The organism is Neisseria sp. HMSC067H09, assembly GCF_001814135.1.
Lineage (GTDB): Bacteria > Pseudomonadota > Gammaproteobacteria > Burkholderiales > Neisseriaceae > Neisseria.
In genome coordinates, this window is record NZ_KV814946.1 from 127,693 (window position 1) to 151,519 (window position 23,827).

Genomic DNA, 23,827 nt, shown 5'->3' on the forward strand with positions numbered 1-23,827 from the left:
ACGACCTTTTTGTTTGCTTAGTCTGCTTGCAGCAGTTGTTTGTTGAGTTCCGCCTGTATCAGCAGGCCATGGGCGAAGTTGCGGCTGTCGGCGAGGATGAGTTTGCCGCCGTAGCGTTTGGCGATGGCGTCGGCGATGGAGAGTCCGAGTCCGGTGCCTTGCTGTTCCGTGCCGAGTATGCGGTAGAAGGCGTCGGTTACGCGGCTGCGTTCGGCGGCGGGAATGCCGGGACCGTCGTCTTCCACCCAGATGGTGAGGGTGGTCGGGGTCTCGCTGAAACCTATATCGATGCGGCCGCCTGTGGGGGTGTAGCGGATGGCGTTGTCGGTGAAGGTTTTGATGAGGGTGTAGATTTCGGTGTCGTCGGCTCGGATGCGCAGGTCGTTTTCGACGGCGACGCCGATGTCTTGCTGTTTGTTAAGGGCGAGGGGCATGAGTTCTTGCAGCACGCGGCGAAACTGGGCTTGCAGGCTGATGTCGGTCAGGTTGCGTTGGGTTTCGGAGCCTTGGGCGCGGGCGTGGGTCAGGAGCTGCTCGAGCAGGTGGCGGTTGCGCTGTATGCTTTGGAGGATGAGTCCGGTCTGTTCGCGGGCTTCGTCCGATTGGGGCAGCTTGGTGAGCCGTTCTGCCTGAAGGGAGAGGGCGGTCAGGGGGCTGCGCAGTTCGTGGGCGGCATCGGCGATGAAGCGTTGCTGGCGGCGGATGTTTTCGCCTGTGCGTTGCAGCAATTGGTTGATGGCGGTAACGAAGCCTTGTATTTCGCTGGGCACGCCTTCTCCGTCCAGCGGCGAGAGGTCGTCTGAACGGCGTTTGCCGAGTGAGGCGGAAAGGGTTTTGACGGGGCGCATGGCGCGGTAGGTGATCCATACGGTCAGCAGGATCATGAGGGGCAGGGCGATGAGCAGCGGGAGGACGCTTTGGTAGGCGGCGGTGGCTGCGAGGTCGTCGCGGTATTCGGTTTCTTGGAGTACGGCGATTTTGCCTTGCGGGGTTTGGCGGATGTAGGCGCGGTATTCGTCGTCATCATCGTCATCGTCGTCGTCATCAACGCTGCCTTTGATGGTGTGGAATCCTTCGCCGAGTGTGTCGGACAGGGGGACGGTGTCTTCTTGTCCGAAGGTTTGGATGAGGATGTGGTTTTCGCTGCCTATTTGTGTGTAGTCGGTGGTTTTGGGGTTGATATAGGCGGCGGTTTGGCGCAACAGGTCGTCCTGAAGCTCTTCGGCTTCATGGTAGGTTTGGTAATAGGAGAATGCGCCTGCGATGATGGACAAAGGCAGGAACATCAGTATCAGGGCGATGCTGATACGGACTTGCAGGGATTGTTTGAGGGTCTGGATAAAGTGATGCATAGTGTGTTTGGTGAGGCTGTTTTAGGTTTTGTTATAGTGGATTAACTTTAAAGCAGTACGGCGTTGCCTCGCCTTAGCTCAAAGAGAACGATTCTCTAAGGTGCTGAGGCACCAAGTGAATCGGTTCCGTACTATATGTACTGTCTGCGGCTTCGTCGGTCTTGTCCTGATTTAAAGTTAATCCACTATATTGATTATGGCATGGGCGGGCATGGATGCGCGGATTGGGGTTTCAGACGACCTCTTTGGCAACCAGCCAGCCTACGCCGCGTACGTTTTGGATGTGTTCTTTGCCGAGCTTTTTCCGTAGGGCGTGGATGAGGAAATCGACGGCGTTGCTCTCGACTTCTTCGCCCCAGCCGTAGATTTTGTCTTCAAGGTCGCTGCGGGAGAGGATGATGCCGGGGCGCATCATGAGCGCTTGAAGGACGGCAAATTCTTTGTTGCTCAGGAGGACGGGTTTGTTTTCTCCTTTGACTTCGACTTGGTAGGTGGCAGGGTTGAGGGTGAGCGCGCCGTTGGTCAGCAGGGTTTGGCTGTGGCCGCTGTGGCGGCGCAGGACGGCGCGCATACGGGCTTGCAGCTCCGCCATGTCGAAGGGTTTGACGATGTAGTCGTCGGCGCCGCCGTCCAGTCCGTTGAGGCGGCTGTGGAGGTCGTCGCGGGCGGTAACGATGAGGACGGGGGTTTGGCTGCCTTCGTGTCGGATTTGGGTGAGGACGTCCAACCCGTCTTTGCCGGGCAGGCCGAGGTCGAGCAGCAGCAAGTCGTAGTTCTGCGCCTGAAGGGCGGTAGAAACTTGGCTGCCGTTTTTGACCCAGTCGACGGCATAGCCGCTGTCTTTGAGGTTGGCGGCTATGGCTTGGGCAATCATATTGTCGTCTTCTGCAAGCAATACGCGCATGGTGTTCTCCTTAATCAGCGGGAAGGATAGCAGGGGAAAATTAGGAAGGGTTTAGCGGGAGGTCGTCTGAAAGGGGCGGCTGGTTTTCAGACGACCTTTTGTTGCTTTTCCGTACTTGATTGGGTTTCCTTCGGCGTGGGTTCTGCCGGGTATGGTGGACATTTTCTTCTAAAGGAATACTGCGTTTGAATGGTCTGCCGATTTTGCCAAAAGGTCGTCTGAAAACCCCGATTCCGTTTTCAGACGACCTTTTGTCTTTACAGCAACACAATATCGTACTGTTCCTGCGTGTAAGCAGTTTCGACTGCCAGCGAAATCGGTTTGCCGATAAAGTCGATGAGCATCGCCAGCGATTGTGATTCTTCGTCGAGGAAGAGGTCGATGACGTTGGGCGCAGCAAGAATGCGGAAGGACTGCACGTCGTAACGGCGGGCTTCGCGGACGATTTCGCGCTGGATTTCGTAGCAGATGGTCTGCGGCGTTTTCAGACGACCCCTGCCTTGGCAGGAGGGGCAGGGTTCGCAGAGGATTTGGCTGAGGTTTTCGCGCGAGCGTTTGCGGGTCAGCTCGACCAAACCCAAGCTGGTGAAACCGTTGAGGGTAACGCGGGTGCGGTCGAAGGCGAGGGCTTTGGCAAGCTCTTGCAACACGGCTTCGCGGTGCGCTTCCTGCGCCATGTCGATGAAGTCGATGATGATGATGCCGCCAAGGTTGCGCAACCGTAATTCGCGGGCGATGGTGTGGCAGGCTTCGAGGTTGGTGCGGAAGATGGTTTCGTCGAAGTTGCGCGCGCCGACGAAGCCGCCGGTGTTTACGTCTATCGTGGTCATGGCTTCGGTGGACTCGATGATCAGGTAGCTGCCGAAGTTGAGGTTGACGCGCGGTTGCAGGGCGCGGCTGATTTCCTGCTCGACGTTGTGGGTTTCAAATAGCGGGCGTTCGCCTTTGAACAACTCTATCCTGCCCAATGCGCCGTGAACATATTGCTCGGCGAAGCGGGTCATGCGGCGGTGGTTTTCGGTTGAATCGACCAGGATTTTTTGCGTGTCGAGGCTGAACATGTCGCGCAATACGCGCAGGCTCAAAGGCAAATCCTGATAAAGCAGGGTTTCCGGCGGCTGGATTTTTGCTTGTTCTTGAATGTGTTCCCAAACTTTGGTCAGGTAGTGGATGTCGGATAGAAGCTGCTCGTCGGTCGCGTTTTCGGCGTTGGTGCGGATGATATAGCCGTGGCACGCGTCTTCGGGCAGCAGGTTGGTCAGGCGTTCGCGCAGGCTGTGGCGTTCGGCATCGTCTTCGATGCGCTGGGAAATACCGATGTGGTCTTCCTGCGGAAGGTGGACGAGGAAACGCCCGGCCAGCGAGATTTGAGTGGAAAGGCGCGCACCTTTGGTGTTAATCGGGTCTTTGATGACTTGCACCAAAACCGACTGCCCTTCAAACAGCATGTGTTCGATGCGCTGGGTTTCGTCGGGGTTGCGGCGTTGTTCGAGGACATCGACGATGTGCAGAAACGCGGCGCGTTCCAAACCGATGTCGATAAACGCGCTCTGCATTCCGGGCAACACGCGGCGCACCACGCCCAGATAAATATTGCCGACCAGACTATGGCCGCTGTTGCGCTCTATATGCAGCTCGCAGATATTGTTTTCTTCCAACACCGCCACACGTGTTTCCTGCGGCGTAATGTTGACGAGCACGGTTTCGGGAGGACGGACGGCGTCCTTCGGGATGGGGATTCCTGAAAACATGGTTTTAGTTCCTAATTTTTAATAAGAAAAATAGTAGATTAAATTTGAACCAGACTGATGTTGCCCAAACCCGGAAATAATCGGCTGATTGTGTTGCTGTTCTGACTCAAATTTAATCTACCATCCGCTTGCCGTCGGTTTTATTGAAAATAAATGGCAAAAGCGGTTCGGATTGCCGTTTATCATACTTTAAAAACGGCGTTTTGGCACATGGGCGGCAGACAGCCCTTACGCCCCGAAAACAAAGATTCAGGCAAAATAGCCGATTTCAAGTATTGTAAAATAAACCATATGCCCATATAGTGAACCCCATTAGAACTCTGAAAACAATCATGCAAACCGTTACGATGTACACAGGCGCGTTCTGCCCCTACTGCACCATGGCTAAAAAGCTGCTGCATTCGCTGGGCGTCGCCGAAATCAACGAAATCCGCGTCGACCGCAGCCCCGAAGCCTTTGCCGAAATGCAGCAGCTTTCAGGCCAGCGCAGCATACCGCAAATTTTCATCGGCGATACCCACGTCGGCGGCTTCACCGATTTGTACGGCCTGCACCGCGAAGGCAGGCTGGATTCTTTATTAAACCCGTAACTTTAAACCCAACTAGGAAAACAAAATGAGCGAAGAATTGCAACCCGTATTCAGCATCGAACGCCTGTTCGTCAAAGACCTGTCTTTGGAAGTGCCCAATGCCCCCCAAATCTTTTTGGAACAAGGCGAGCCTGAAGTCGATATGCGCGTTTCCACCAACAGCGAGAAGCTGGAAGACGGCTACTACAACGTTGACGTAACCGTTACCGTAACCGCCAAACTCAACGCCGAACGCACCATGTTCCTCAACGAAGTAACCCAAAGCGGCATCTTCCGTCTGGAAAACATCCCTGAAGAAGACGTTCAACTGCTCTTAGGCGTAGCCTGCCCGAACATCCTCTTCCCTTACGCTCGCGAAGCCATTTCCACCAGCGTAACCCGCGCCGGCTTCCCGCCCGTACTGCTCGCTCCGATCAACTTCGAAGCCATGTACCAGCAACAACAAGAAGGCAACGCATAATCCGCGTTCCCTGTTTGTCAAAAGGTCGTCTGAAAAATGTTTCAGACGACCTTTTTTATGATTGTGAAAATGCCCTGCCGAATTTCATCTTGAATGGCATAGACATAAAATCTGTAACGTCATAAAATTCCAAACGTTTATTATTTATCGAATAAAAAGGTTACGATGAAAAAATATATTTTTGGGGTGTATGCTGCTTTGCTCGTGGGTAATGCAATATCTGCCGATTTTACAGGTAGTTGGGGGTATGTTCGTGATATTCCGGATGGTGTTTACGGTAAGTATTTCAATATTAAACAATCACCAAAATATATAATTACGGGTGAATGGCATGAAGGGCGTTCAGACGGTCCCGGTGGCAGCGGTAAGGTAAAGGGGTATGTGAAAAAAGGCGGAAAACTGTATTTGAGTTACTGTTCGGAAGGAGATAATTCTTGGTATACGCCTTGTCCGAAATATGAACAAGACAGGGGCTATTTCGTCAGATGGAATGGTGAGTTAGTTGAATACTATCGTCCATATGGAAAAGGGCAGGTATATAAAAAAGGTGAAATATTCAAGCGGCAGCAAGAAAGTGAACAGACTGAAGGTCAGGAGCAGCCTCAAGAGCGACAATCTTTGAGTCAACAAAAATTACTGAAAGAGCAAGAGTCTTTGCATCGGCAGGAGTTGTTGAAGGAACAAGAACTTTTACGTCAACAGGAATTGTTGAAAGAGCAGGAGTTTTTACGTCAGCAGGAATTATTGAAAGAGCAAGAATCTTTGCGTAAGCAGGAGTTATTGCTGCAACGGAAATCAGGTGGAGAAACTGAGTTGTTAAACGGACAGGAAATATTTAAAGAACAAGGAGGACAGGACGTATTCAAAGAGCAGGAGATGGCAGAAGGTCAGTGGACAGTTGAAAAACAGGAGTTGCCGCAAGGACAAAAAAATATCGAGTAATAGAGATACTCTAAAAAGGTCGTCTGAAAACCTAAATCCAAGTTTTCAGACGACCTTTTTTCTTTGCCGCACACTATTTCACAATATCCGACAGCGGCCAGCGCGGTTTGACGTTGAACGCCCCCGCGGGCTGCCGCTCCTGTAACCTCATTGCGCCGGCGAAGGCAATCATCGCGCCGTTGTCGGTGCAGTATTCCATGGGTGGGAAACAGACTTTGATTTTTTCTTCCACAGGCTTAGGCTTGCCTTTTTCAGACGGCTGTTTGACGCTCAGGTGGGAAAATTCGTCGCGCAGCTTCCAGTTTGCCCCGACGCCGCCCGCGACGACCAAAGTTCTGAAACCGGTATCCAACAAGGCTTTTTTGGCTTTGGCGGCGAGGACGTCGATCACCGCGTCTTGAAACGCGCGGCAGATGTCGTTGCGCGTTTGCTCGGGGATTTCGCCGCCGTTTTCGGCACGGACTTTTTCGACGGCGGTCAGCACGGCGGTTTTCAAACCGGAGAAGCTCATCTGCAAATCGTGCGAATGGAGCATGGGGCGCGGGAACGAGAAGGCATCGGGGTTGCCCTGCTTTGCGAGTTCGGACAGCTTTGCGCCGCCGGGGTAGGGCAGCCCTAAGAGTTTGGCGGTTTTGTCGAACGCCTCGCCCGCCGCGTCGTCGACGCTTTCGCCCAGCAGCGTGTAATCGCCGATGCCGCGCACCGCCATAAACTGCGTATGTCCGCCCGAAACCAGCAGGGCGACGAACGGAAATTCGGGTTTGTCGTCCGCCAAAAGCGGGGAGAGCAAATGACCTTCGAGATGGTGGACGGGAATGACGGGTTTGTTCAAGGCAAACGCCAAGGCGTTGGCATAGCCCGAACCCGCCAGAAGCGCGCCGCCCAAACCCGGCCCTTGGGTGTAGGCGACGGCATCAATGTCGTCATAGGAAACGCCCGCTTCCTGCAAACAGCCCTGCGTCAGCGGGACGACGCGGCGGATGTGGTCGCGGCTGGCAAGTTCGGGGACAACGCCGCCGTATTCAGCGTGCATCGCCATTTGGGTGTGAAGATGGTGCGCCAACAGGCCGCGTTCGGTGTCATACAGCGCAACGCCTGTTTCATCGCAGGATGATTCGATTCCGAGTACCAACATGGTTTGAGGTCGTCTGAAAATAAGGATGCGGTATTTTAACGGATTTCAGGTGGGCTTGGCTTGCTTGCGGTTAGGGAATATGCAGTGGTAGAGGCTATATCATATATATATGATACGGAGTTGGGTTTGCTATCCGGTTATACCGAGCATTTTTATTGTCTGAGCTTTTGTTGTTTAAATTTAATTGTATTAGGTATATGGGTTATACGTTGAGTCGAAGGGTTGTCGGCCATTTTGATTTTTGAATTTAATTAAGAGAAATATTGTTGCTTATATTTTTATATTTTATGATTTTTAATGCTTTAAAATACAAAAAAAATATTTTTTTGAAATAAAATTGCTGAATAATTGGAAAAAGTCTTGTTTAAAACAGGTAAAGAAGGTAATCTATGCCTCAATTTATCTGAATTTGAAAGCAATAACAATGACCCAACAATACCCTACCGACGATATTAAGATTAGAGAAGTCAAAGAGCTGCTGCCGCCGATTGCCCATTTGTACGAACTGTCGATTTCCGAGGAAGCGGCGGGGCTGGTACACCGCACGCGGCATGAAATCGCCGATTTGGTTCACGGCAAGGACAACCGCCTGCTGGTGATTATCGGTCCGTGTTCCATCCACGACCCCAAAGCCGCGTTGGAATACGCCGAGCGTTTGCTGGTGTTGCGCAAGAAATATGAAAAAGAATTGTTGATTGTGATGCGCGTGTATTTTGAAAAACCGCGCACGACGGTGGGTTGGAAAGGTCTGATTAACGACCCGCACTTGGACGGTACGTTCGACATCAACTATGGTCTGCGTCAGGCACGCAGCTTGCTGCTGACGCTGAACAATATGGGCATGCCCGCTTCGACGGAGTTCCTCGACATGATTACGCCGCAATATTACGCGGACTTGATTTCTTGGGGCGCGATTGGCGCACGGACGACGGAAAGTCAGGTACACCGCGAACTCGCCAGCGGCTTGTCTTGTCCGGTCGGTTTCAAAAACGGTACGGACGGCAATCTGAAAATCGCCATTGACGCGATTGGTGCGGCAAGTCATCCGCATCACTTCCTGTCTGTAACCAAAGCAGGGCATTCCGCCATTGTACATACCAGCGGCAATCCTGACTGCCACGTTATCCTGCGCGGCGGTAAAGAGCCAAATTACAGTAGCGAACACGTCAAATCGGCGGCGGAGCAATTAATAAAAGCAGGTTTGCCGCCCAGATTGATGGTCGATTTCAGCCACGCGAACAGCCGTAAAGATTACAGACGGCAGATGGAAGTTGCCCAAGATGTTGCCGCGCAACTGGAAAACGGCGAAGACAACATTATGGGCGTGATGGTGGAAAGCCATTTGGTCGAAGGCAGACAGGACAAGCCCGAAGTTTACGGGCAAAGCATTACCGATGCCTGTATCGGCTGGGACACTACCGAAGAAATGCTCGCGCTTTTGGCTGCGGCAAACCGTAAGCGGGTTGCGCCTTAAGCCGGTTTGAACGGCAAAAAAGAGGTCGTCTGAAAAGGCTGTGTGTGAACAAAAACAGACGGTTTCAGACGACCTTTTGTTTTTGTTTTGTATAAATTGTTTATTTACAATGGTTTCAGGGTGGCCTCCGGGTAAATTATCGTAGTTTAAACAGTCTTTACTTATCAGAAGACATATTAATGAAACCTTGTGAGATACTGCCTGCGTATTGTTTAACCCACTGATGGAGAATACAATATGAAAAAGGCTTTGACTAAAACCGTTACCTTGATTGCTATCGCTGCTTCTTTGAGCGCATGTGCAGGTATGAACCAAACCCAACGCAATACCGCTACTGGCGCAGTATTGGGTGGTGTAGCAGGTAACCTGATTGGCGGCGATACCGGATCTACTTTGGGGGGCGCAGCATTGGGCGGCGTTATCGGCAGCCAAGTTCATCACGGACATCGCTATCGTTAAGTAGTTCATTAATATCATTATGCAAACCGTTCCGATTGTTTCATTTGTCGGAACGGTTTTTGTTTGATGGAGTGGCCATGAGAAAAGGTCGTCTGAAACGAGGATTATCGTGTTTCAGACGACCTTTTAGTAATAAGAGGGATGGATGACTTATTGGCGGATGACTGCTTTGGCGATTTGATCCGCCATGCGTTTGCTTGCTCCTTGGTGCTTGCCGATAAACTCAAGGGCTTTTTGGGAGAAACGTTCTTTTTCCGATGGATTGGTAAGCCATAATGTGGTTTTTTCATACCATCTTTCAGCAGAACCAACCTGCTCTGCCGCCCCTGCATGGATGGCATCTTGGCATACAGCGGAGAAATTGTAGGTTGAACAGCCGAATAAGGTCGGTATGCCGCAGGAAATCGGTTCGATAACATTCTGACAGCCCGCATCCACAAGACTGCCGCCAACGAAGGCAATATCCGCAGCCAAATAATAGGCAAACAGTTCTCCCATGCTGTCTCCGATCCATATTTGCGTTTCTTTGTCGATAGGAAGGTTATCACTGCGATATTGCACACGGTAGCCCATATCTTCTGCAAGGGAAAAGGTCGTCTGAAAACGCTCGGGGTGTCGAGGGATAATCACCAGCAGTGCATCCCCTTTATAACGTTTCCATGCTTCAAGCAACATTTCAGCTTCGTCCTGACCTTTATAGAAACGGGTGCTGGCACACACGACGACAGGGCGGTTGCCGATCCGTTCTTTAAATGCGGCTGCAAGTGCTTTCATCCATTCGGGAAGCGATACATCGTATTTGGTATTGCCGCAGACATGGACATTGGAGGCACCAATCAAGTGCAGACGTTCTGCATCTTCGGCAGTTTGGGCAAAGCATCCGCTCAGGGTACGCATAGCAGGTTCAACCAAGCCGCGTATTTTCAAATATCCCCGTTGCGATTTTTCAGACAGGCGAGCGTTGGCAAGAAAAAGCGGAATCTGTTGTTTAGCACACATGTGCATCAGATTAGGCCAAATTTCTGTTTCCATCAAAATACCGAAACGAGGGGCATGGTCGTTTAAAAATTGCTCAACCCATTCTGGTTTGTCGTAGGGAATATAGCGGCATTGCGCATTGGGATATAGGGCTTGAGCAGTACACCTTCCGGTCGGTGTCATTTGAGTCAGTAATAAAGGGACATCTGGGAAATAGTTCTGTAATGCTTCGATGAGTGGCTGCGCAGCACGGGTTTCCCCGACAGAAACGGCGTGAATCCAAATCGGATGACGCACGGGCTTGCTCATTTTTTTGCCGAATCTTTCATCCCAGTGTTCCAAATAGGATGTTGATTTTTTAGCTCTCTTTTTTAGATAACGGCGGATAAACAAAGGAGCGATATGCCAAAGTTGATTGTATAACCAACGTATCATAATGATATTCCAAGATGTGATGGGCGTATAAAAAAGGTATCAGGAGGGGATTATAGACGATTCAATCTAAAACAGGACGGGATGAGCAGTCCCAAAGCTAATGAGAATAGCTGAATAGGGAGGCTAGTGATTTTGAAATACTTGATTTTGGGGTTAGTAGGAAATAGGTGTTGTTAGATAAGATTGACGAAATTAGAAAGATCATCATCTATGAGGATAGATGATTTTTGTCTAAATACAACACTTTTTTAACATGTTTCAGTTGTAGAAAGATGCGTGAAAGTTGGGGTATAGAGGTAAGAGATGGGAATTTGTGGATATATATATATGGAAAACATTCTTGTAGATAAAAATAGCCTCTAAAAACTTTATTGGTAAAATTTTAGTTTATTTTAAATTTAAATTGCTTTTTATATAAAAATTAGACATAAAATTGCAGAGTGTTATATATTTTTCTATTTGTTCCAGTTGTTAATATATTTTGAGTTATATATTCATGACAAATAATACGGTTAATAATTAATAATATAGAGAACGTGTTAAGCCATGATAAAAAAAAATAATAAATGAGAAGACAGGTGGTCCAATATAATACAATCATGTATAGATTGATTGGATTGTAAGTCAATCCATTATCTTGATTGTACTTATTTATTTGTTTTAGATGGATTGGATCGGGTACATTTTTTTGTAAGTATTGGATAAGTGGTGTGTATATTAGATAAGCGGCAAATATTTGTCAATCATAATATGCAAAACATATATTATCTTTGGTTCGATCTTTTCGATAACTATCATTATGTGTTTTTATCAGGGAGATAAAATATGAAACACAAAGCACACATGAATCGTTTTACCGCGCTCAATACGGCAATGTCCGTATCGTTTGCCGCTTTCGGTTTGTTTGCAGCATCTGCTGCTTCAGCTGAAAATTACATTAGTATCAGTAGTGATGCTGGTGTTCAACGTCCTAACTACAACAACGATGGCGCTACTGATCGTTTTGGTATGGCTATCGGTGTAAATACAAAGGCAACAGGTCATAGCGGTATCGCTATCGGTACCAGCACCACTTCTGCGGGTGAGTCTGCTACCGCTGTTGGTACTCTATCTAATGCAGACGGTATTGCCGCTACGGCCTTTGGCCAAGGTGCGCAAGCAGTTGGTAATGTAACGACTGCCGCAGGTCAAAAAGCTCGTGCAACTGCCCAAGGCGCAACTGCTTTGGGTACTGGTTCTGTAGCTTCTGCAATGTATTCTACTGCTACAGGCGCAGCATCTTCTGCGTCAGGTCAATCAAGTGTTGCTTATGGCTTGCAGTCTAAAGCTTCTGCTAATTCGGCAGTGGCTATTGGCTCTCGTGCGACAGCTCCTCATGCAGGTTCCGTTGCTTTGGGTGCAGGTTCTACAACTGCTGAAGCAGTAGGCACTAACAGTGCAACTGTAAATGGTGTGTCTTATAGTGGCTTTGCAGGTACCAATCCTCGTTCTACCGTTAGTGTTGGCTATGCGGGTGGCGAGCGCACTGTCACTAATGTTGCTGCTGGACGTATTAATGCAACCAGTACTGATGCTATTAACGGTAGCCAACTGTATCAAGTTGCTGCACGTACTCAAGGTAACTCTACTGCAATCACCAATTTGCAAAATCAAGTTAATGGTATTGGTAACCGCTTGAATGATATGGACAAGGATTTGCGTGCAGGTATTGCTGGTGCGACTGCGATTGCTTTCTTGCAACGTCCGAATGAAGCAGGTAAGAGCATGGTTTCTGCTGCGGTAGGTGGCTATCGCAATGAACAGGCTATTGCCGTGGGTTATGCTCATAACTCAGATAACAACAAATGGTCTGTTAAAACCGGTGTCAGTGTTAATACACGTAAAGACGTAAACTGGGGTGGTAGCGTAGGCTATCAATGGTAAGGCCTGAAGGGGTTTGTCGGTTCAGACGACCCCAGTTAAAGAATGATATCGATATAAAGGAAAAAACATGAAATTATCAATCATTTTGCCAGTTATCGCGGCATTGACTTTGGCCGCTTGTGGTAATTTAAGCAAGGTCAGCAAAGAAGGTACTACTGATAACCCTGTATGGCCTGATCCTGCTAAAACTACCTTCCGTCATGATGGTACTCAGCATGGTACTTGGCCGAATTGGGATAATGTCCGTCAAATCGAAGCAGGTATGAATAAAGACCAAATTTACGAATTGATCGGTCGTCCTCATTTCCAAGAAGGCTTATATGGTGTTCGTGAGTGGGATTATTTGTTCAATTACCGTGAAAATGGTGAGCATAAAACTTGTCAATACAAGATTTTGTTTGACAAAGACAAAAATGCTCAATCATTCTTCTGGTTGCCAGAAGGTTGCGGTCCTAAAAAGCCTGCTTCTGAAGTAGTTCGTGAAGTGATTATTCGTGAAGTGGCTCCTGCTCCTGCTGCACGTATCCGCCAGTAATAGTAATAGTTTGATTTTATGAATTAAAACCGAGTTTTGTTATTTTGCAAAACTCGGTTTTGTTATTTTGCCTTTCTAAATAGTAGTGTAATGGAATTCTGCATGGACAGCGGTTGTTTTATAATAATTCCTTAAAATTTGGTAAGGGACGTTTGTGTCATATTTTTCACAATGAAAAGCAAAGTTGAATAATATTAGAACGTCTTGATATGTTTTAAGCATAATGAATGATAAAATAAGCACACTCTTTGCAAAAAAAGAGAAAATAAGGAACGGATAGCAAACAATGAGTATCGGATTATTACGAGTTTTGGTTCAAAGCCAGACAATCAACAATACCCAGGCAGAGCATTACAATAATATATTGAAAACGGGGCAGGAAATCTTGCCCATGCTTTTTGCGGATAAGATTATCAGCCCAAGGTCTTTGGGCGAGTTGGTTGCGCGAGTTTTTAGTTATCCGCTATTGGATTTGCATTATTATCCACGTAACAATATTGTTATGGATGTCTTAACTGAGGAGCAGATGGTTCAAAATCGCTGCGTTCCGATTTTTCGTCGCGGCCGAAAGGTATATTTGGCGGTTTCAGATCCTACTCAAATCCAAAGTTTTCAAAAAATAGCTTTTGCTTCGGGAGTGACGGTTGATTTGGTTGTCGTCCCGGATGATCAGTTGAGTTCTTTGCTGGAGTGGTTAGGACAGCGTTCTACCACCATTTTAAAAGAAATTAGTGAAGAACAAGAAGCTGTTCAGCCCTCTCAGGCGCTTTATATTGACAACGAAGAGGCTGAAGATGGGCCTATTCCACGCTTTATTCACAAAACTTTATCAGATGCACTAAATGCAGGCGCATCCGATATACATTTCGAATTTTATGAACAAATGGCTCGTGTCCGTTTTCGTGTAGATGGACAGCTAAGGGAAGTGGTTCAACCTCCTGTTGCTGTACGCGGACAGCTGGCTTCACGCATCAAAGTAATGGCGCGTTTGGATATTTCGGAAAAACGCGTACCGCAAGATGGTCGTATTCAGATTGCTTTCCATAAACACGGTCGCCCCATTGATTTTCGTGTAAGTACGTTACCTACGCTTTTTGGCGAAAAAGTGGTAATGCGTATTCTGAATTCTGATGCAGCAACTTTAAATATTGACCAACTGGGATTCGAACCCTTCCAAAAAGAAATGCTGCTTGAGGCCATTCATCGGCCTTATGGCATGGTATTGGTAACAGGTCCGACAGGCTCCGGTAAAACCGTATCACTTTATACTTGCTTGAATATTTTAAATACAGAAGACGTCAATATTTCCACTGCAGAAGACCCGGCCGAGATTAATTTACCCGGCATCAACCAAGTCAACGTCAATGACAAACAAGGTTTGACTTTTGCTGCGGCGTTGAAATCTTTCTTGCGACAAGACCCTGACATTATCATGGTAGGTGAGATTCGGGACTTGGAAACCGCGGATATTGCCATCAAAGCGGCACAAACCGGACATATGGTGTTTTCAACGTTGCATACCAATAACGCGCCTGCGACCCTATCCCGTATGTTGAACATGGGGGTTGCCCCATTCAACATTGCCAGTTCCGTCAGCTTAATTATGGCGCAACGACTATTGCGTCGTCTGTGTTCGAGCTGTAAGCGTGAGGTTGAACGTCCTCCAGTTCCCGCATTAAAAAAAGCAGGATTTACAGATGAAGATTTAGCAAAGGATTGGAAACTCTACCGTCCTGTCGGTTGCGATAGTTGCCGTGGTAAAGGCTTCAAAGGCCGTGTCGGCGTCTATGAAGTGATGCCGATTACCGAGGAAATGCAACGTGTCATTATGAATAATGGTACGGAAGTTGATATTATGAACATGGCCTATAAAGAAGGCATGGTCGATTTACGCCGTGCAGGCTTATTAAAAGTTATGCAAGGTTTGACTTCATTAGAAGAAGTGATTGCTCACACTAACGATTAAACCATTGAATCGAAGAAACACGGGGACTTTTGTTTTCTTCATTCTTAAACATTAAACCAAGGGGTAACAAAATGGCTCAAGCAGAGCAAAAAAGAGGCTTATTCGCTCAAAAAAATAAAGGCAAACGTTTTACGTTTGAAGGTAAAAATACCAATACGGATCAATTAGTCCGAGGCGAAGTAGTCGCCAAAGACGAAGAAGAAGCGCGTAAAAAGCTCCAACGTCGCGGGATACGCCCTTTACGTATCAGTAAAGTAAAGGCAACTAAAAAGCGTCGTATTACTCAGGAAGACATCACTGTCTTTACCCGTCAACTTGCCACCATGATGAAAGCAGGTCTGCCTTTAATGCAGGCTTTTGAAATTGTCGCACGCGGACACTCCAACCCATCCATGACTGAAATGTTGATGCAAGTCCGTGCAGATGTGGAACAAGGTAGTGCATTGGGTAAATCATTTGCTAAATACCCAAAATATTTCGACCGCTTTTATTGCAATTTGATTGCGGCCGGAGAAACGGGGGGTGTTTTGGAAAGCCTGTTGGATAAACTTGCTGTATATAAAGAAAAAACACAAGCCATTAAGAAAAAAGTAAAAACTGCATTGACGTACCCAATTTCTATTGTGGTTGTTGCGGTTGTACTGATTTTCGTAATGATGCGCTGGGTTTTGCCTGCATTTAAAGAAGTTTACTCAAACATGGGGGCAGAATTACCGGGTATGACACAAACAGTCATGAATATTTCCGATTTTTTTGTGGAGTATGGCTGGATTATGATTATTGCAGTAATTGGCATTGGTTTTGGTGTATATAAACTACATCAGAAATCTCCTGAATTTCAAAAACGTGTAGATGCCATGGTTTTGCGTATGCCTATTTTTGGCTCTATTATTCGTAAAGCAACTATTGCACGTTGGGCTCGTACTACTTCTACCTTATTTGCCGCAGGTGTCCCTTTAGTAGAGGTTTTAGATTCTGTATCAGGTGCTGCTGGCAATATACTCTATGAAGAAGCAACGCAAGACATCCGTGCAAAAGTTACTCAAGGTCTCTCTTTGACTTCAAGTATGCAAAGTACGGATATGTTTCCGAATATGGTTATTCAAATGGCCGCTATTGGTGAAGAATCCGGATCCCTTGATGATATGCTGAATAAGGCTGCTGAATTTTATGAGGAAGAAGTTGATAACTCTGTATCACAACTATCTTCTCTGATGGAGCCGATTATTATGGTGGTTTTGGGCTCCATTATCGGTACAATCCTGGTAGCAATGTATCTGCCGCTGTTTAACCTCGGTAACGTAGTAGGTTGATATGTTGGAATCTTTGGATACATTAGCGCCATTTGCTATTCCATTAGCTGTCATTGTTGGTTTGTTAATCGGAAGTTTCCTTAATGTCGTCATTTACCGCGTTCCTGTCATGATGGAACGCGGTTGGACTCAGTTTGCAAAAGAGCATTTGCAACTTGAATTAACGGAAGAAGAGCAGCAACCGTTCAATTTGATGAAACCAGATTCCCGCTGCCCTAAGTGTCATGCTCCGGTAAAGGCTTGGCAAAATATTCCGATTGTCAGTTATCTGATGCTTGGCGGTAAATGTGGTTCGTGTAAAACGCCCATCAGCATCCGTTATCCCTTAATCGAATTATTGACCGGTATATTGTTTGGCGTAGTGGCGTGGCAATATGGTTGGACGATGGCTGCATTTGGCGGTTTGATATTGACTGCGTTATTGATTGCATTGACCTTTATCGACGCGGATACTCAATATTTACCTGACAGCCTTACCCTGCCGTTGATATGGCTAGGTTTGCTGTTTAATTTGAACGGCACATTCGTGCCATTGAAATTCGCCGTTTTAGGTGCAGTTTTCGGTTACATGAGCTTATGGTTGTTGTGCTTCATTTATAAGCTTTTGACTGGAAAAATCGGTATGGGTAACGGCGATTTTAAATTGCTGGCTGCTCTAGGTGCATGGCTTGGCATCGGCATTTTACCTGTATTGGTTTTTATGGCAGCATTAATCGGTCTGATTGGAGCGATTATCGGACGGGTTGCCAAAGGACAATATTTTGCTTTCGGTCCGAGTTTGGCCATTGCCGGCTGGATTATTTTGGTAGCTAATGAGCCGGTACATCATGCCGTAACTTGGTGGCTGACCAAATCAGGGTTTTAATATGACTTTATGGATAGGTTTGACAGGCGGTATCGGCAGCGGGAAATCTCAAGCAGCAAAAATCTTTTCTGATTTGGGTGTCCCGCACATTGATGCCGACGTCCTGAGTCGAAATCTGACGGCGGATAACGGTATAGCATTACCGGCTATCCGCCGTCTTTTTGGCGACAAGGTTTTTCATACCCAAAACAGTCTGAACCGTGCTGCTTTGAGGGATCTGGTTTTCAGACGACCTCAAGCCAAAAAAGAATTGGAGGAGGTGTTGCTGCCTTTGATTTTAAATGAAATCAAATCGGCAAAAACCCGCTATCCTAACGCAGCATACGGCATCATCGATGTACCTTTGCTGATTGAAAATCCGGAATTTTTAGCGGCTGTCGATAGAGTGTTGGTTATCGACGTTTCTGAAGCAACCCAAATTCTTCGCGTTCAGCAAAGAAGCGGTTTGAATACAGAAGAGATCAAGCGCATTATGAACACTCAGGCCAACCGCAAAACGCGGCTGCTCTATGCAGATGATGTCTTAGAAAATGAAGGGACTTTATCTGAATTGACTAAAAAAATTCAGGACTTGCATAGGTTTTATTTGGGATATTCCGGCAACTCGAAATTTGGTACATCATTGCCCTAACGTGAAATATCTTGAACAAAAGACAAAGCATAAATGATTTGTAAGGAACAAATAATGACTGAAGTAACGATTGTGAAATGTCCGACCTGTCAAACGCCGGTGATATGGAATGAAGAGAGTAAATACCGACCTTTTTGCAGTCAACGCTGCCGATTGATTGATTTAGGCGAATGGGCGCAAGAGAAATATACGGTTGCAGCGGAAGAAGATGATACTTTATCTGATTCAATGGTCGGAGGCTTACAATAAGCTGTATTTAATACGTTTTTGTGAGGCTATGCAGCCCCGCTTTTTTCTCCTTGGTAGGCATTTGCTTGGTAGGATGCCATTATGGTAATGGCTGTCCAAACTTATGTTTCAGACCAATGTCGGGCATTTTTCATGTCTTGTTCGATTTGTACTTTTAATTCGGCGATACTGTCGAATTTTTTTTCGTCGCGTAATTTGTGCAGAAAACGGACGTTCAGGCGTTGTCCATAAATGTTTTCATTGAAATCAAACAAATGGACTTCAAGTTTTTGGGCACGGTTGTTGCTGACAGTGGGGTTGAATCCGAAACTTGCCACGCCGCGTTTTGTGCCGAAAGTGCCGTCTGCTTCAACGACAAATACCCCGCTTAAGGCGTAATGGTGGGGAGGGAGTTGGATGTTGGCGGTGGGAGCGTTGATGGTGCGGCCGAGTTTTTTACCGTGTTTGACTTTGCCGCTTAAAGTGTAATCGTGTCCCAGCAGTTTTTTGGCATAGTCTAATCGACCGTCGGAAAGCGCATTGCGCACAGCAGTACTGCTGGTACGGATGTCTTCTACGATAACAGATGGGGTGCGATCGGTTTGAATATCCGGTTGTGCTGCCAAAAGTTCGAAATCGCCACGGCGACCTGCTCCGAAACGGAAGTCATCTCCAATCAGCAGATAACGCGTATTCAACGTCTTGCGTAAAAGCAGGTTGATAAAGTCTTGGGCATCCATATCAGCAAATGTTTGGTTAAACCGCAGCACCCAAACTGCATCGACACAGCCGGTTTGTTCAAGCAAATTTAGTTTGGTGCGCAAAGGGCTGATACGGTAGGGCTGTTTTTTACCGGTTTGTCGGGCAAAAAATTCTTTGGGTTGTGGTTCGAAGATAACGACGACAACTGGAAGCCCCCGTGCATCGGCTTCTTGCTTGAGTTTTTGGAGAATGTGTTTGTGTCCGAGGTGCACGCCGTCGAAATTACCGATGGTAACGGCACTTCCCTGAGGGAAGTCGGGCATGCGATGCTGACCGAGCCAGATTTTCATGAGTCATTTATGCGGTTCGTAAACGGACGGGTATTGTAAACGTTCTTGGTGTTTATATAAACCACAGGTCGTCTGAATATGTTTTCAGACGACCTGTGTCGTCTTTACCACCAAAACGGCGGACGGTAAAAAGGGTAGCCCCAAGGGTCGTAATAGTTGTAATAATAGCGTGCTTCTTGGAGTTGCTGCTGGGAGATGTGGTTTTGCCATGCCATTTTGTAGCAGGCTTGGAACATGGGGTCGGAAACTTTATCTATATATTTCAAGCGGAAGGATTTTTGCTGTTCTGTCGTTTGAACGGAGCGGTTGTCCGCCAGCTCGAACTGTTTTTGTATCAATCGGGCGGTTTCAGGGTCGCACTGAGCGGCCAAGTGGATTTGCAGGTTTTGTTCTTCCTGTTTCCGAGCCTGTGCGCGTGCGGCGAGTTGCTCCGGCGTGGCAGCGCAGGCAGTCAGGAAGACGAGGGTGGAGAGCGATAAAAAGCGTAATGGGTTCATGATGTTGCCCCTTTAAGGTGATGATAACCAATGTACGCTGACGGCTGGTCGAGTGCAAGGGGTAAATAGGTAAAGGTCGTCTGAAAACGGGTTTCAGACGACCTTTTTGTTTTGCCGCTTGGATGAAAAGGTTGGGTAAACAGTTTAACCTTTATTGAGTATCTGTTTGTTTTCGCCTTCGCGCCGCAGCTCTTTGGGGAGGACGAAGACGATGCTTTCTTCCGCGCCTTCGCCTTCGCGTATGGTTTCGTGTCCCCATTGCTGTATGGTTTGCAGGACTTCTCTGACTAAAACTTCGGGGGCGGACGCGCCGGCGGTTACGCCGACTTTGTGTTTGCCTTCGAACCATTCGCGTTGCAGGTGGCCGGCGTTGTCGACCATATAGGCATCGACGCCGCGTTGGGCGGCGACTTCGCGCAGGCGGTTGCTGTTGGAAGAGTTGGGCGAGCCGACGACGATGACGATGTCGCATTCTTCCGCCAATTCTTTGACGGCGGTTTGGCGGTTGGTCGTGGCGTAGCAGATGTCTTCTTTGTGGGGATTGCGGATGTTGGGGAAACGGGCGTTCAGCGCGGCGATGATGTCTTTGGTTTCATCGACGGACAGGGTGGTTTGGCTGACGTAGGCGAGTTTGTCGGGGTTTTTGACTTGCAGCCCGGCGACGTCTTCAACGGTTTCGACCAGCAGCATCCTGCCGGGCGGAAGCTGTCCCATGGTGCCTTCGACTTCGACATGGCCTTTGTGTCCGATCATGATGATTTCGCAATCTTGCGCGTCGAGGCGGGCGACTTCTTTGTGGACTTTGGTCACGAGCGGGCAGGTGGCATCGAATACGCGGAACCCGCGTTCGGCGGCTTCCTGCTGTACGGCTTTGGACACGCCGTGTGCCGAGTAAATCAGGATGGCGCCTTTGGGTACGTCGGCGAGGTCTTCGATGAATACCGCGCCTTTTTCGCGCAGGTTGTCCACGACGAATTTGTTGTGGACGACTTCGTGGCGGACGTAAACCGGTGCGCCGAATTCTTCCAGCGCGCGCTCGACGATGCTGATGGCGCGGTCAACGCCGGCGCAGAAGCCGCGCGGGTTGGCAAGGATGATGGTTTTTTGGGTCATGTGTATGGTCCGGATTTCAGACGACCTTATGGGTTGTCGGTTGTTGGTTCGTCAGTTGGTTTGGGTTGTTTTTTGTGGAACAGTCCGTCTAAAACCAATAAAACGGCACCGACGCAGATAAAGCTGTCGGCAACGTTAAACGCGGGATAATACCAATCCTTCCAGTAAAACAGTAAGAAATCAACCACATGACCGTGAATCAGTCGGTCGATGACGTTACCGAGCGCGCCGCCGATAATCATGGCTGCGCCGATTTTGCCGGAAAGGCGGAACTCGTCGCGCAGGATGGCGCGGGCGAGATAGGCGCTGATGACGAGTGCCAGCCCTAAGAAAAAGAATTTCTGCCAACCGCCTTGGTCGGCAAGAAAGCTGAACGCCGCGCCGGGGTTGTAGGCAAGGGTCAGGTCGAATAAGGAAGGGATGATATTGAGGCGCTCGCCTTCTTGGAAGTGGGCGAGGATTTCCCATTTGGTCAGTTGGTCAAGCGCGATGCCGACCAAAGCGATCAGCAGGTAGGCGGTTTTTTTGGAAAGGGAGGAAGACATTTGGTTGAAGCTGCCTGAATAAAAACAAAGCGGCTATTTTACCCGAAAGCGCAAAAGCCGTGTTTCAAAAGGTCGTCTGAAAACCTTTTATTACAGGCAAGACGCAGGGTTTTGCAGGGTTATCGCAAAACCGCGTAAACGCTGCGTGCAAAAACACTGTCATACGTAAAACAAGGTTTATTTGCTTGATAGGGTGTTGCCTTGCCGATAACATGGCGGCGTTTTTATATGCCTTCCCCGAAAGGATACAGTATGGCTAAAACAAAATCTTTACTGGCAACCGGCATTTTGGCGCTTTTCTCCGCCACCGCTTTCGCCGCTCCGCTTCCTGCCGAAATTTACCTTCCCGCAGGCGCGCATACGGTTAAAGCCGACCGTCAGGGCAACGGCGAATTCGAATACGAAGCCGAGCTGCCCGCACGCGGCAACCCGATTCCGTCTTTGGCGAAAAAAGTCATCGCCCACGCGCGCAGCAAAGGTTTTCAAGTGGTCGAATCTGAAATCAAACACGACGATGCCGATTTGAAATTCAAACGTGGCAGACAAGAATTGGACGTATCCATCGAAAACAAAGGACACGGCCGCATCGAATACAAAGCTGATTTGGACTTAGACAAACGCTAAATCAAGAAATACCGGAAAGGTCGTCTGAAAAGAGGTTTCAGACGACCTTTTTACATGGCGGCGTTAACAATTGTTTATGGTTTTTACAACATTTGTTTTATCCGTGAAAACCGTTCGGAAGAAAACACAGGTCGTCTGAAACCTCTTTTCAGACGACCTTTGCATAGGATTGGACAAATAGCATTCAATCAACAGGACAGGACGGATTCGTGCCGAAACAGAACAATACCGAATCATGCCGTATCGTTTTATTTGCCACCGAAATATTTTGTTTTACTGTAAAACACGGTAAAATCCGCGCTCAAAACAATATTGAGACAAAACAGTACCGAAGAGAATAAATGGTGTTGTCCGATCTCAAATAAAAAATATTGACGCAATCACTACAATACTACCGTTCACACATTGCAAAGATCATGAAAAAAACACTCTTACTCTTCTCCCTGCTCGCCGTGTCCGCAGCGGAAGCCGCCGACGTGCCGTCCGAGCCTCAAAACCAGCCTGCCCCCGAGTTGCAGGTCAAAACGGCAGAACCTGACCCCGTCGAAGCAGAAGCGGCCAAACCTGCTGCTGAAACGTCGTCTGAAAAAGTCGTCAACGTCGATGCCAAAACCCTGCTCGACAATCCCCAATTGCTTTCCCGCGCCATGTATTCCGCCGTTGTTTCGCGCAACATCGCGGGCATCAAAGTCGTCCTGCCGATTTACGAACAATGGCCGGGACACGATAAAAACATGGCGCTCTACGCACGCGGACTGGTTGCCCAAGACGACGGCAAAATGAAAGAAGCCATCGGGTATTACCGTCAATTTATCGCCGAAAACCCCGATGCCCCCGTCGTCCGCTGGCAGCTTGCCACCGCTTTGTTTGAAGACAAGCAAAACGAAGCCGCCGCCGACCAGTTCGACAAACTCAAAACAGAAGCCAACCTGCCCGAGCCGCTCGTCAAAGGCATCGAATCCTACCGCAAAGCATTGCGCGAGCGCGATTCGTGGAAATTCAACGCCGGCTTGAGCGTTACCCGCGAACAAAACATCAACCAAGCCCCCAGCCGCCGCACATACGGCAACTGGACCTTCCCCGAGCCTATCGACGCTACCGCCATCAACTACCAACTCGGCGCAGAGAAAAAATGGTCGCTGCCCAAAGGCTGGTACGTTACGGCAGGCGCGGACAATTACGGCAAAATTTATCCCGAACAAACCAAGTATAACGACGTAACCACCCGCTTTTCGGTAGGCGCAGGCTACGCCGACCAGCGCAACGACATCGGCTTGACCCCGTTCCACGAACGCCGCTTCTACGGCAACGACCCGTACACCTACTCCAGCGGTGCGCGCCTGCACATCAACCGCTGGTGGCAGCCTAAGCTGCAAACCTTGAGCGCCGTTGAAATGGGTCGTCTGAAAAATACCCGCCGCGCCCGTTCCGACAGCAACAACCGCCTGTTGAGCAATTCCGTCGTCTATTACCGAAACGCCCGCCAATATTGGGTCGGCGGTTTCGACATCTATCAGGAACGCAATAAAGAAGACAAATCGGACAGCTTCGACCGTTACAGCCTCCGTACCGCATGGGGGCAGGAATGGGGCAAAGGGCTGTCCACCATGTTGCGGCTGAGTGCGGCGCAACGCCGTTATCAAACGCCCAGCCTTTTGAGCGGTCAGGAAAACCGCCGCGATAAAGAAGCGGATATTTCGCTCGCCGTGTGGCACCGCGCTTTCCACTTCAAAGGCATCACCCCGCGCCTGACTGTCGCCCACCACAAAACATGGAGCAACGACAAATATAATGAATACGGCAAAACCAGAATGTTTGTCGAGTTCAGTAAAACGTTCTGATTGTGTTTGGTTTGAATAATAAAAGGTCGTCTGAAATTTTTCAGACGACCTTTAGCTTTTTTATTTGAGTAAGGGCATATTGTGTAAATTTTTGAAAGAATAAATCTAAAGTTATATTTCGATAGTTTACATTGCTGCTTGCCTAGCATTTTATTTTCAAAAGGATTTTGAAAATCTGATTCGGCAGACATGGTGGAATAGGGAATTGAATATT

Annotated in this window: 23 protein-coding genes; 14 read left to right on the forward strand and 9 right to left on the reverse strand. The window is 48.2% G+C overall.

Features of this window, described 5'->3' with window-relative positions; all coding sequences use genetic code 11:
* Positions 1-17 precede the first annotated feature (17 nt).
* The 3 genes from HMPREF2954_RS10590 to HMPREF2954_RS10600 form a co-directional block, all read right to left on the reverse strand.
* Positions 18-1,352 (reverse strand): ATP-binding protein, encoded by a 1,335-nt coding sequence (locus HMPREF2954_RS10590; RefSeq protein ID WP_045074249.1) that lies wholly within the window; start codon positions 1,350-1,352, stop codon positions 18-20.
* 232 nt (positions 1,353-1,584) lie between these two features.
* Positions 1,585-2,256, reverse strand: coding sequence for a response regulator (locus HMPREF2954_RS10595; RefSeq protein ID WP_003755102.1), 672 nt, complete (start codon positions 2,254-2,256; stop codon positions 1,585-1,587).
* 257 nt (positions 2,257-2,513) lie between these two features.
* Positions 2,514-4,007 (reverse strand): Rne/Rng family ribonuclease, encoded by a 1,494-nt coding sequence (locus tag HMPREF2954_RS10600; RefSeq protein WP_045074246.1) that lies wholly within the window; start codon positions 4,005-4,007, stop codon positions 2,514-2,516.
* A gap of 332 nt (positions 4,008-4,339) precedes the next feature.
* Here HMPREF2954_RS10600 and grxC point away from each other — a divergent pair, with 332 nt between their 5' ends.
* The 3 genes from grxC (at position 4,340) to HMPREF2954_RS13320 (ending at position 5,999) form a co-directional block, all read left to right on the forward strand.
* Positions 4,340-4,597: a glutaredoxin 3 gene (gene grxC / locus HMPREF2954_RS10605; RefSeq protein ID WP_003741129.1), complete on the forward strand. Its 258-nt coding sequence runs from the start codon at positions 4,340-4,342 to the stop codon at positions 4,595-4,597.
* 25 nt (positions 4,598-4,622) lie between these two features.
* Positions 4,623-5,057, forward strand: a complete 435-nt coding sequence (gene secB, locus HMPREF2954_RS10610) for a protein-export chaperone SecB (RefSeq protein WP_003755109.1) — start codon at positions 4,623-4,625, stop codon at positions 5,055-5,057.
* Positions 5,058-5,222: 165 nt separating this feature from the next.
* Positions 5,223-5,999, forward strand: a complete 777-nt coding sequence (locus tag HMPREF2954_RS13320) for a hypothetical protein (RefSeq protein WP_321178166.1) — start codon at positions 5,223-5,225, stop codon at positions 5,997-5,999.
* Between the two features lie 73 nt (positions 6,000-6,072).
* Here the strand turns inward: HMPREF2954_RS13320 and tsaD are convergent, their stop codons facing one another.
* Positions 6,073-7,134: a tRNA (adenosine(37)-N6)-threonylcarbamoyltransferase complex transferase subunit TsaD gene (gene tsaD / locus HMPREF2954_RS10620; protein ID WP_070689125.1), complete on the reverse strand. Its 1,062-nt coding sequence runs from the start codon at positions 7,132-7,134 to the stop codon at positions 6,073-6,075.
* A gap of 424 nt (positions 7,135-7,558) precedes the next feature.
* Here tsaD and aroG point away from each other — a divergent pair, with 424 nt between their 5' ends.
* Positions 7,559-8,608: a 3-deoxy-7-phosphoheptulonate synthase AroG gene (gene aroG / locus HMPREF2954_RS10625; protein WP_070689126.1), complete on the forward strand. Its 1,050-nt coding sequence runs from the start codon at positions 7,559-7,561 to the stop codon at positions 8,606-8,608.
* Positions 8,609-8,845: 237 nt separating this feature from the next.
* Positions 8,846-9,067: a glycine zipper 2TM domain-containing protein gene (locus tag HMPREF2954_RS10630; protein ID WP_003741122.1), complete on the forward strand. Its 222-nt coding sequence runs from the start codon at positions 8,846-8,848 to the stop codon at positions 9,065-9,067.
* A gap of 150 nt (positions 9,068-9,217) precedes the next feature.
* Here the strand turns inward: HMPREF2954_RS10630 and waaA are convergent, their stop codons facing one another.
* On the reverse strand, positions 9,218-10,480 hold the full coding sequence (waaA, locus tag HMPREF2954_RS10635) for a lipid IV(A) 3-deoxy-D-manno-octulosonic acid transferase (RefSeq protein ID WP_070689127.1): 1,263 nt from the start codon (positions 10,478-10,480) through the stop codon (positions 9,218-9,220).
* An 825-nt stretch (positions 10,481-11,305) separates the two neighbouring features.
* Between waaA and HMPREF2954_RS10640 the strand changes: the two genes are divergently transcribed.
* The 7 genes from HMPREF2954_RS10640 (at position 11,306) to yacG (ending at position 17,962) form a co-directional block, all read left to right on the forward strand.
* Positions 11,306-12,403: a YadA family autotransporter adhesin gene (locus HMPREF2954_RS10640; RefSeq protein WP_070689128.1), complete on the forward strand. Its 1,098-nt coding sequence runs from the start codon at positions 11,306-11,308 to the stop codon at positions 12,401-12,403.
* A 67-nt stretch (positions 12,404-12,470) separates the two neighbouring features.
* Positions 12,471-12,938, forward strand: coding sequence for an outer membrane protein assembly factor BamE (locus tag HMPREF2954_RS10645; RefSeq protein WP_045074232.1), 468 nt, complete (start codon positions 12,471-12,473; stop codon positions 12,936-12,938).
* Between the two features lie 286 nt (positions 12,939-13,224).
* Positions 13,225-14,904, forward strand: a complete 1,680-nt coding sequence (gene pilB / locus HMPREF2954_RS10650) for a type IV-A pilus assembly ATPase PilB (RefSeq protein ID WP_045074229.1) — start codon at positions 13,225-13,227, stop codon at positions 14,902-14,904.
* 71 nt (positions 14,905-14,975) lie between these two features.
* Positions 14,976-16,217, forward strand: a complete 1,242-nt coding sequence (locus HMPREF2954_RS10655) for a type II secretion system F family protein (protein ID WP_045074227.1) — start codon at positions 14,976-14,978, stop codon at positions 16,215-16,217.
* A 1-nt stretch (position 16,218) separates the two neighbouring features.
* Complete coding sequence (locus tag HMPREF2954_RS10660; protein WP_045074225.1) at positions 16,219-17,082, forward strand: prepilin peptidase; 864 nt, start codon at positions 16,219-16,221, stop codon at positions 17,080-17,082.
* Position 17,083: 1 nt separating this feature from the next.
* Positions 17,084-17,713 carry a dephospho-CoA kinase gene (gene coaE, locus HMPREF2954_RS10665; protein ID WP_045074222.1) on the forward strand — a complete coding sequence of 210 codons (630 nt, stop codon included), beginning with the start codon at positions 17,084-17,086 and terminating at the stop codon, positions 17,711-17,713.
* 54 nt (positions 17,714-17,767) lie between these two features.
* On the forward strand, positions 17,768-17,962 hold the full coding sequence (gene yacG / locus HMPREF2954_RS10670; RefSeq protein WP_045074220.1) for a DNA gyrase inhibitor YacG: 195 nt from the start codon (positions 17,768-17,770) through the stop codon (positions 17,960-17,962).
* Positions 17,963-18,063: 101 nt separating this feature from the next.
* Here the strand turns inward: yacG and ribF are convergent, their stop codons facing one another.
* The 4 genes from ribF to lspA form a co-directional block, all read right to left on the reverse strand.
* Positions 18,064-18,993: a bifunctional riboflavin kinase/FAD synthetase gene (ribF, locus tag HMPREF2954_RS10675; protein ID WP_039405471.1), complete on the reverse strand. Its 930-nt coding sequence runs from the start codon at positions 18,991-18,993 to the stop codon at positions 18,064-18,066.
* Between the two features lie 104 nt (positions 18,994-19,097).
* Positions 19,098-19,490, reverse strand: a complete 393-nt coding sequence (locus HMPREF2954_RS10680; RefSeq protein ID WP_045074216.1) for a hypothetical protein — start codon at positions 19,488-19,490, stop codon at positions 19,098-19,100.
* Positions 19,491-19,634: 144 nt separating this feature from the next.
* The gene (gene ispH, locus HMPREF2954_RS10685; RefSeq protein ID WP_045074214.1) at positions 19,635-20,603 is read right to left on the reverse strand and encodes a 4-hydroxy-3-methylbut-2-enyl diphosphate reductase; all 969 of its coding nucleotides are present in this window, start codon (positions 20,601-20,603) and stop codon (positions 19,635-19,637) included.
* A gap of 26 nt (positions 20,604-20,629) precedes the next feature.
* Positions 20,630-21,148, reverse strand: a complete 519-nt coding sequence (gene lspA / locus HMPREF2954_RS10690) for a signal peptidase II (RefSeq protein WP_045074212.1) — start codon at positions 21,146-21,148, stop codon at positions 20,630-20,632.
* 252 nt (positions 21,149-21,400) lie between these two features.
* On the opposite strand from lspA, the gene HMPREF2954_RS10695 reads away from it, so the two are divergent.
* Together HMPREF2954_RS10695 and HMPREF2954_RS10700 are read left to right on the forward strand one after the other, a co-directional pair.
* Positions 21,401-21,772: a hypothetical protein gene (locus tag HMPREF2954_RS10695; RefSeq protein WP_003762680.1), complete on the forward strand. Its 372-nt coding sequence runs from the start codon at positions 21,401-21,403 to the stop codon at positions 21,770-21,772.
* A 416-nt stretch (positions 21,773-22,188) separates the two neighbouring features.
* Complete coding sequence (locus HMPREF2954_RS10700; RefSeq protein ID WP_045074210.1) at positions 22,189-23,613, forward strand: surface lipoprotein assembly modifier; 1,425 nt, start codon at positions 22,189-22,191, stop codon at positions 23,611-23,613.
* Positions 23,614-23,827 lie beyond the last annotated feature (214 nt).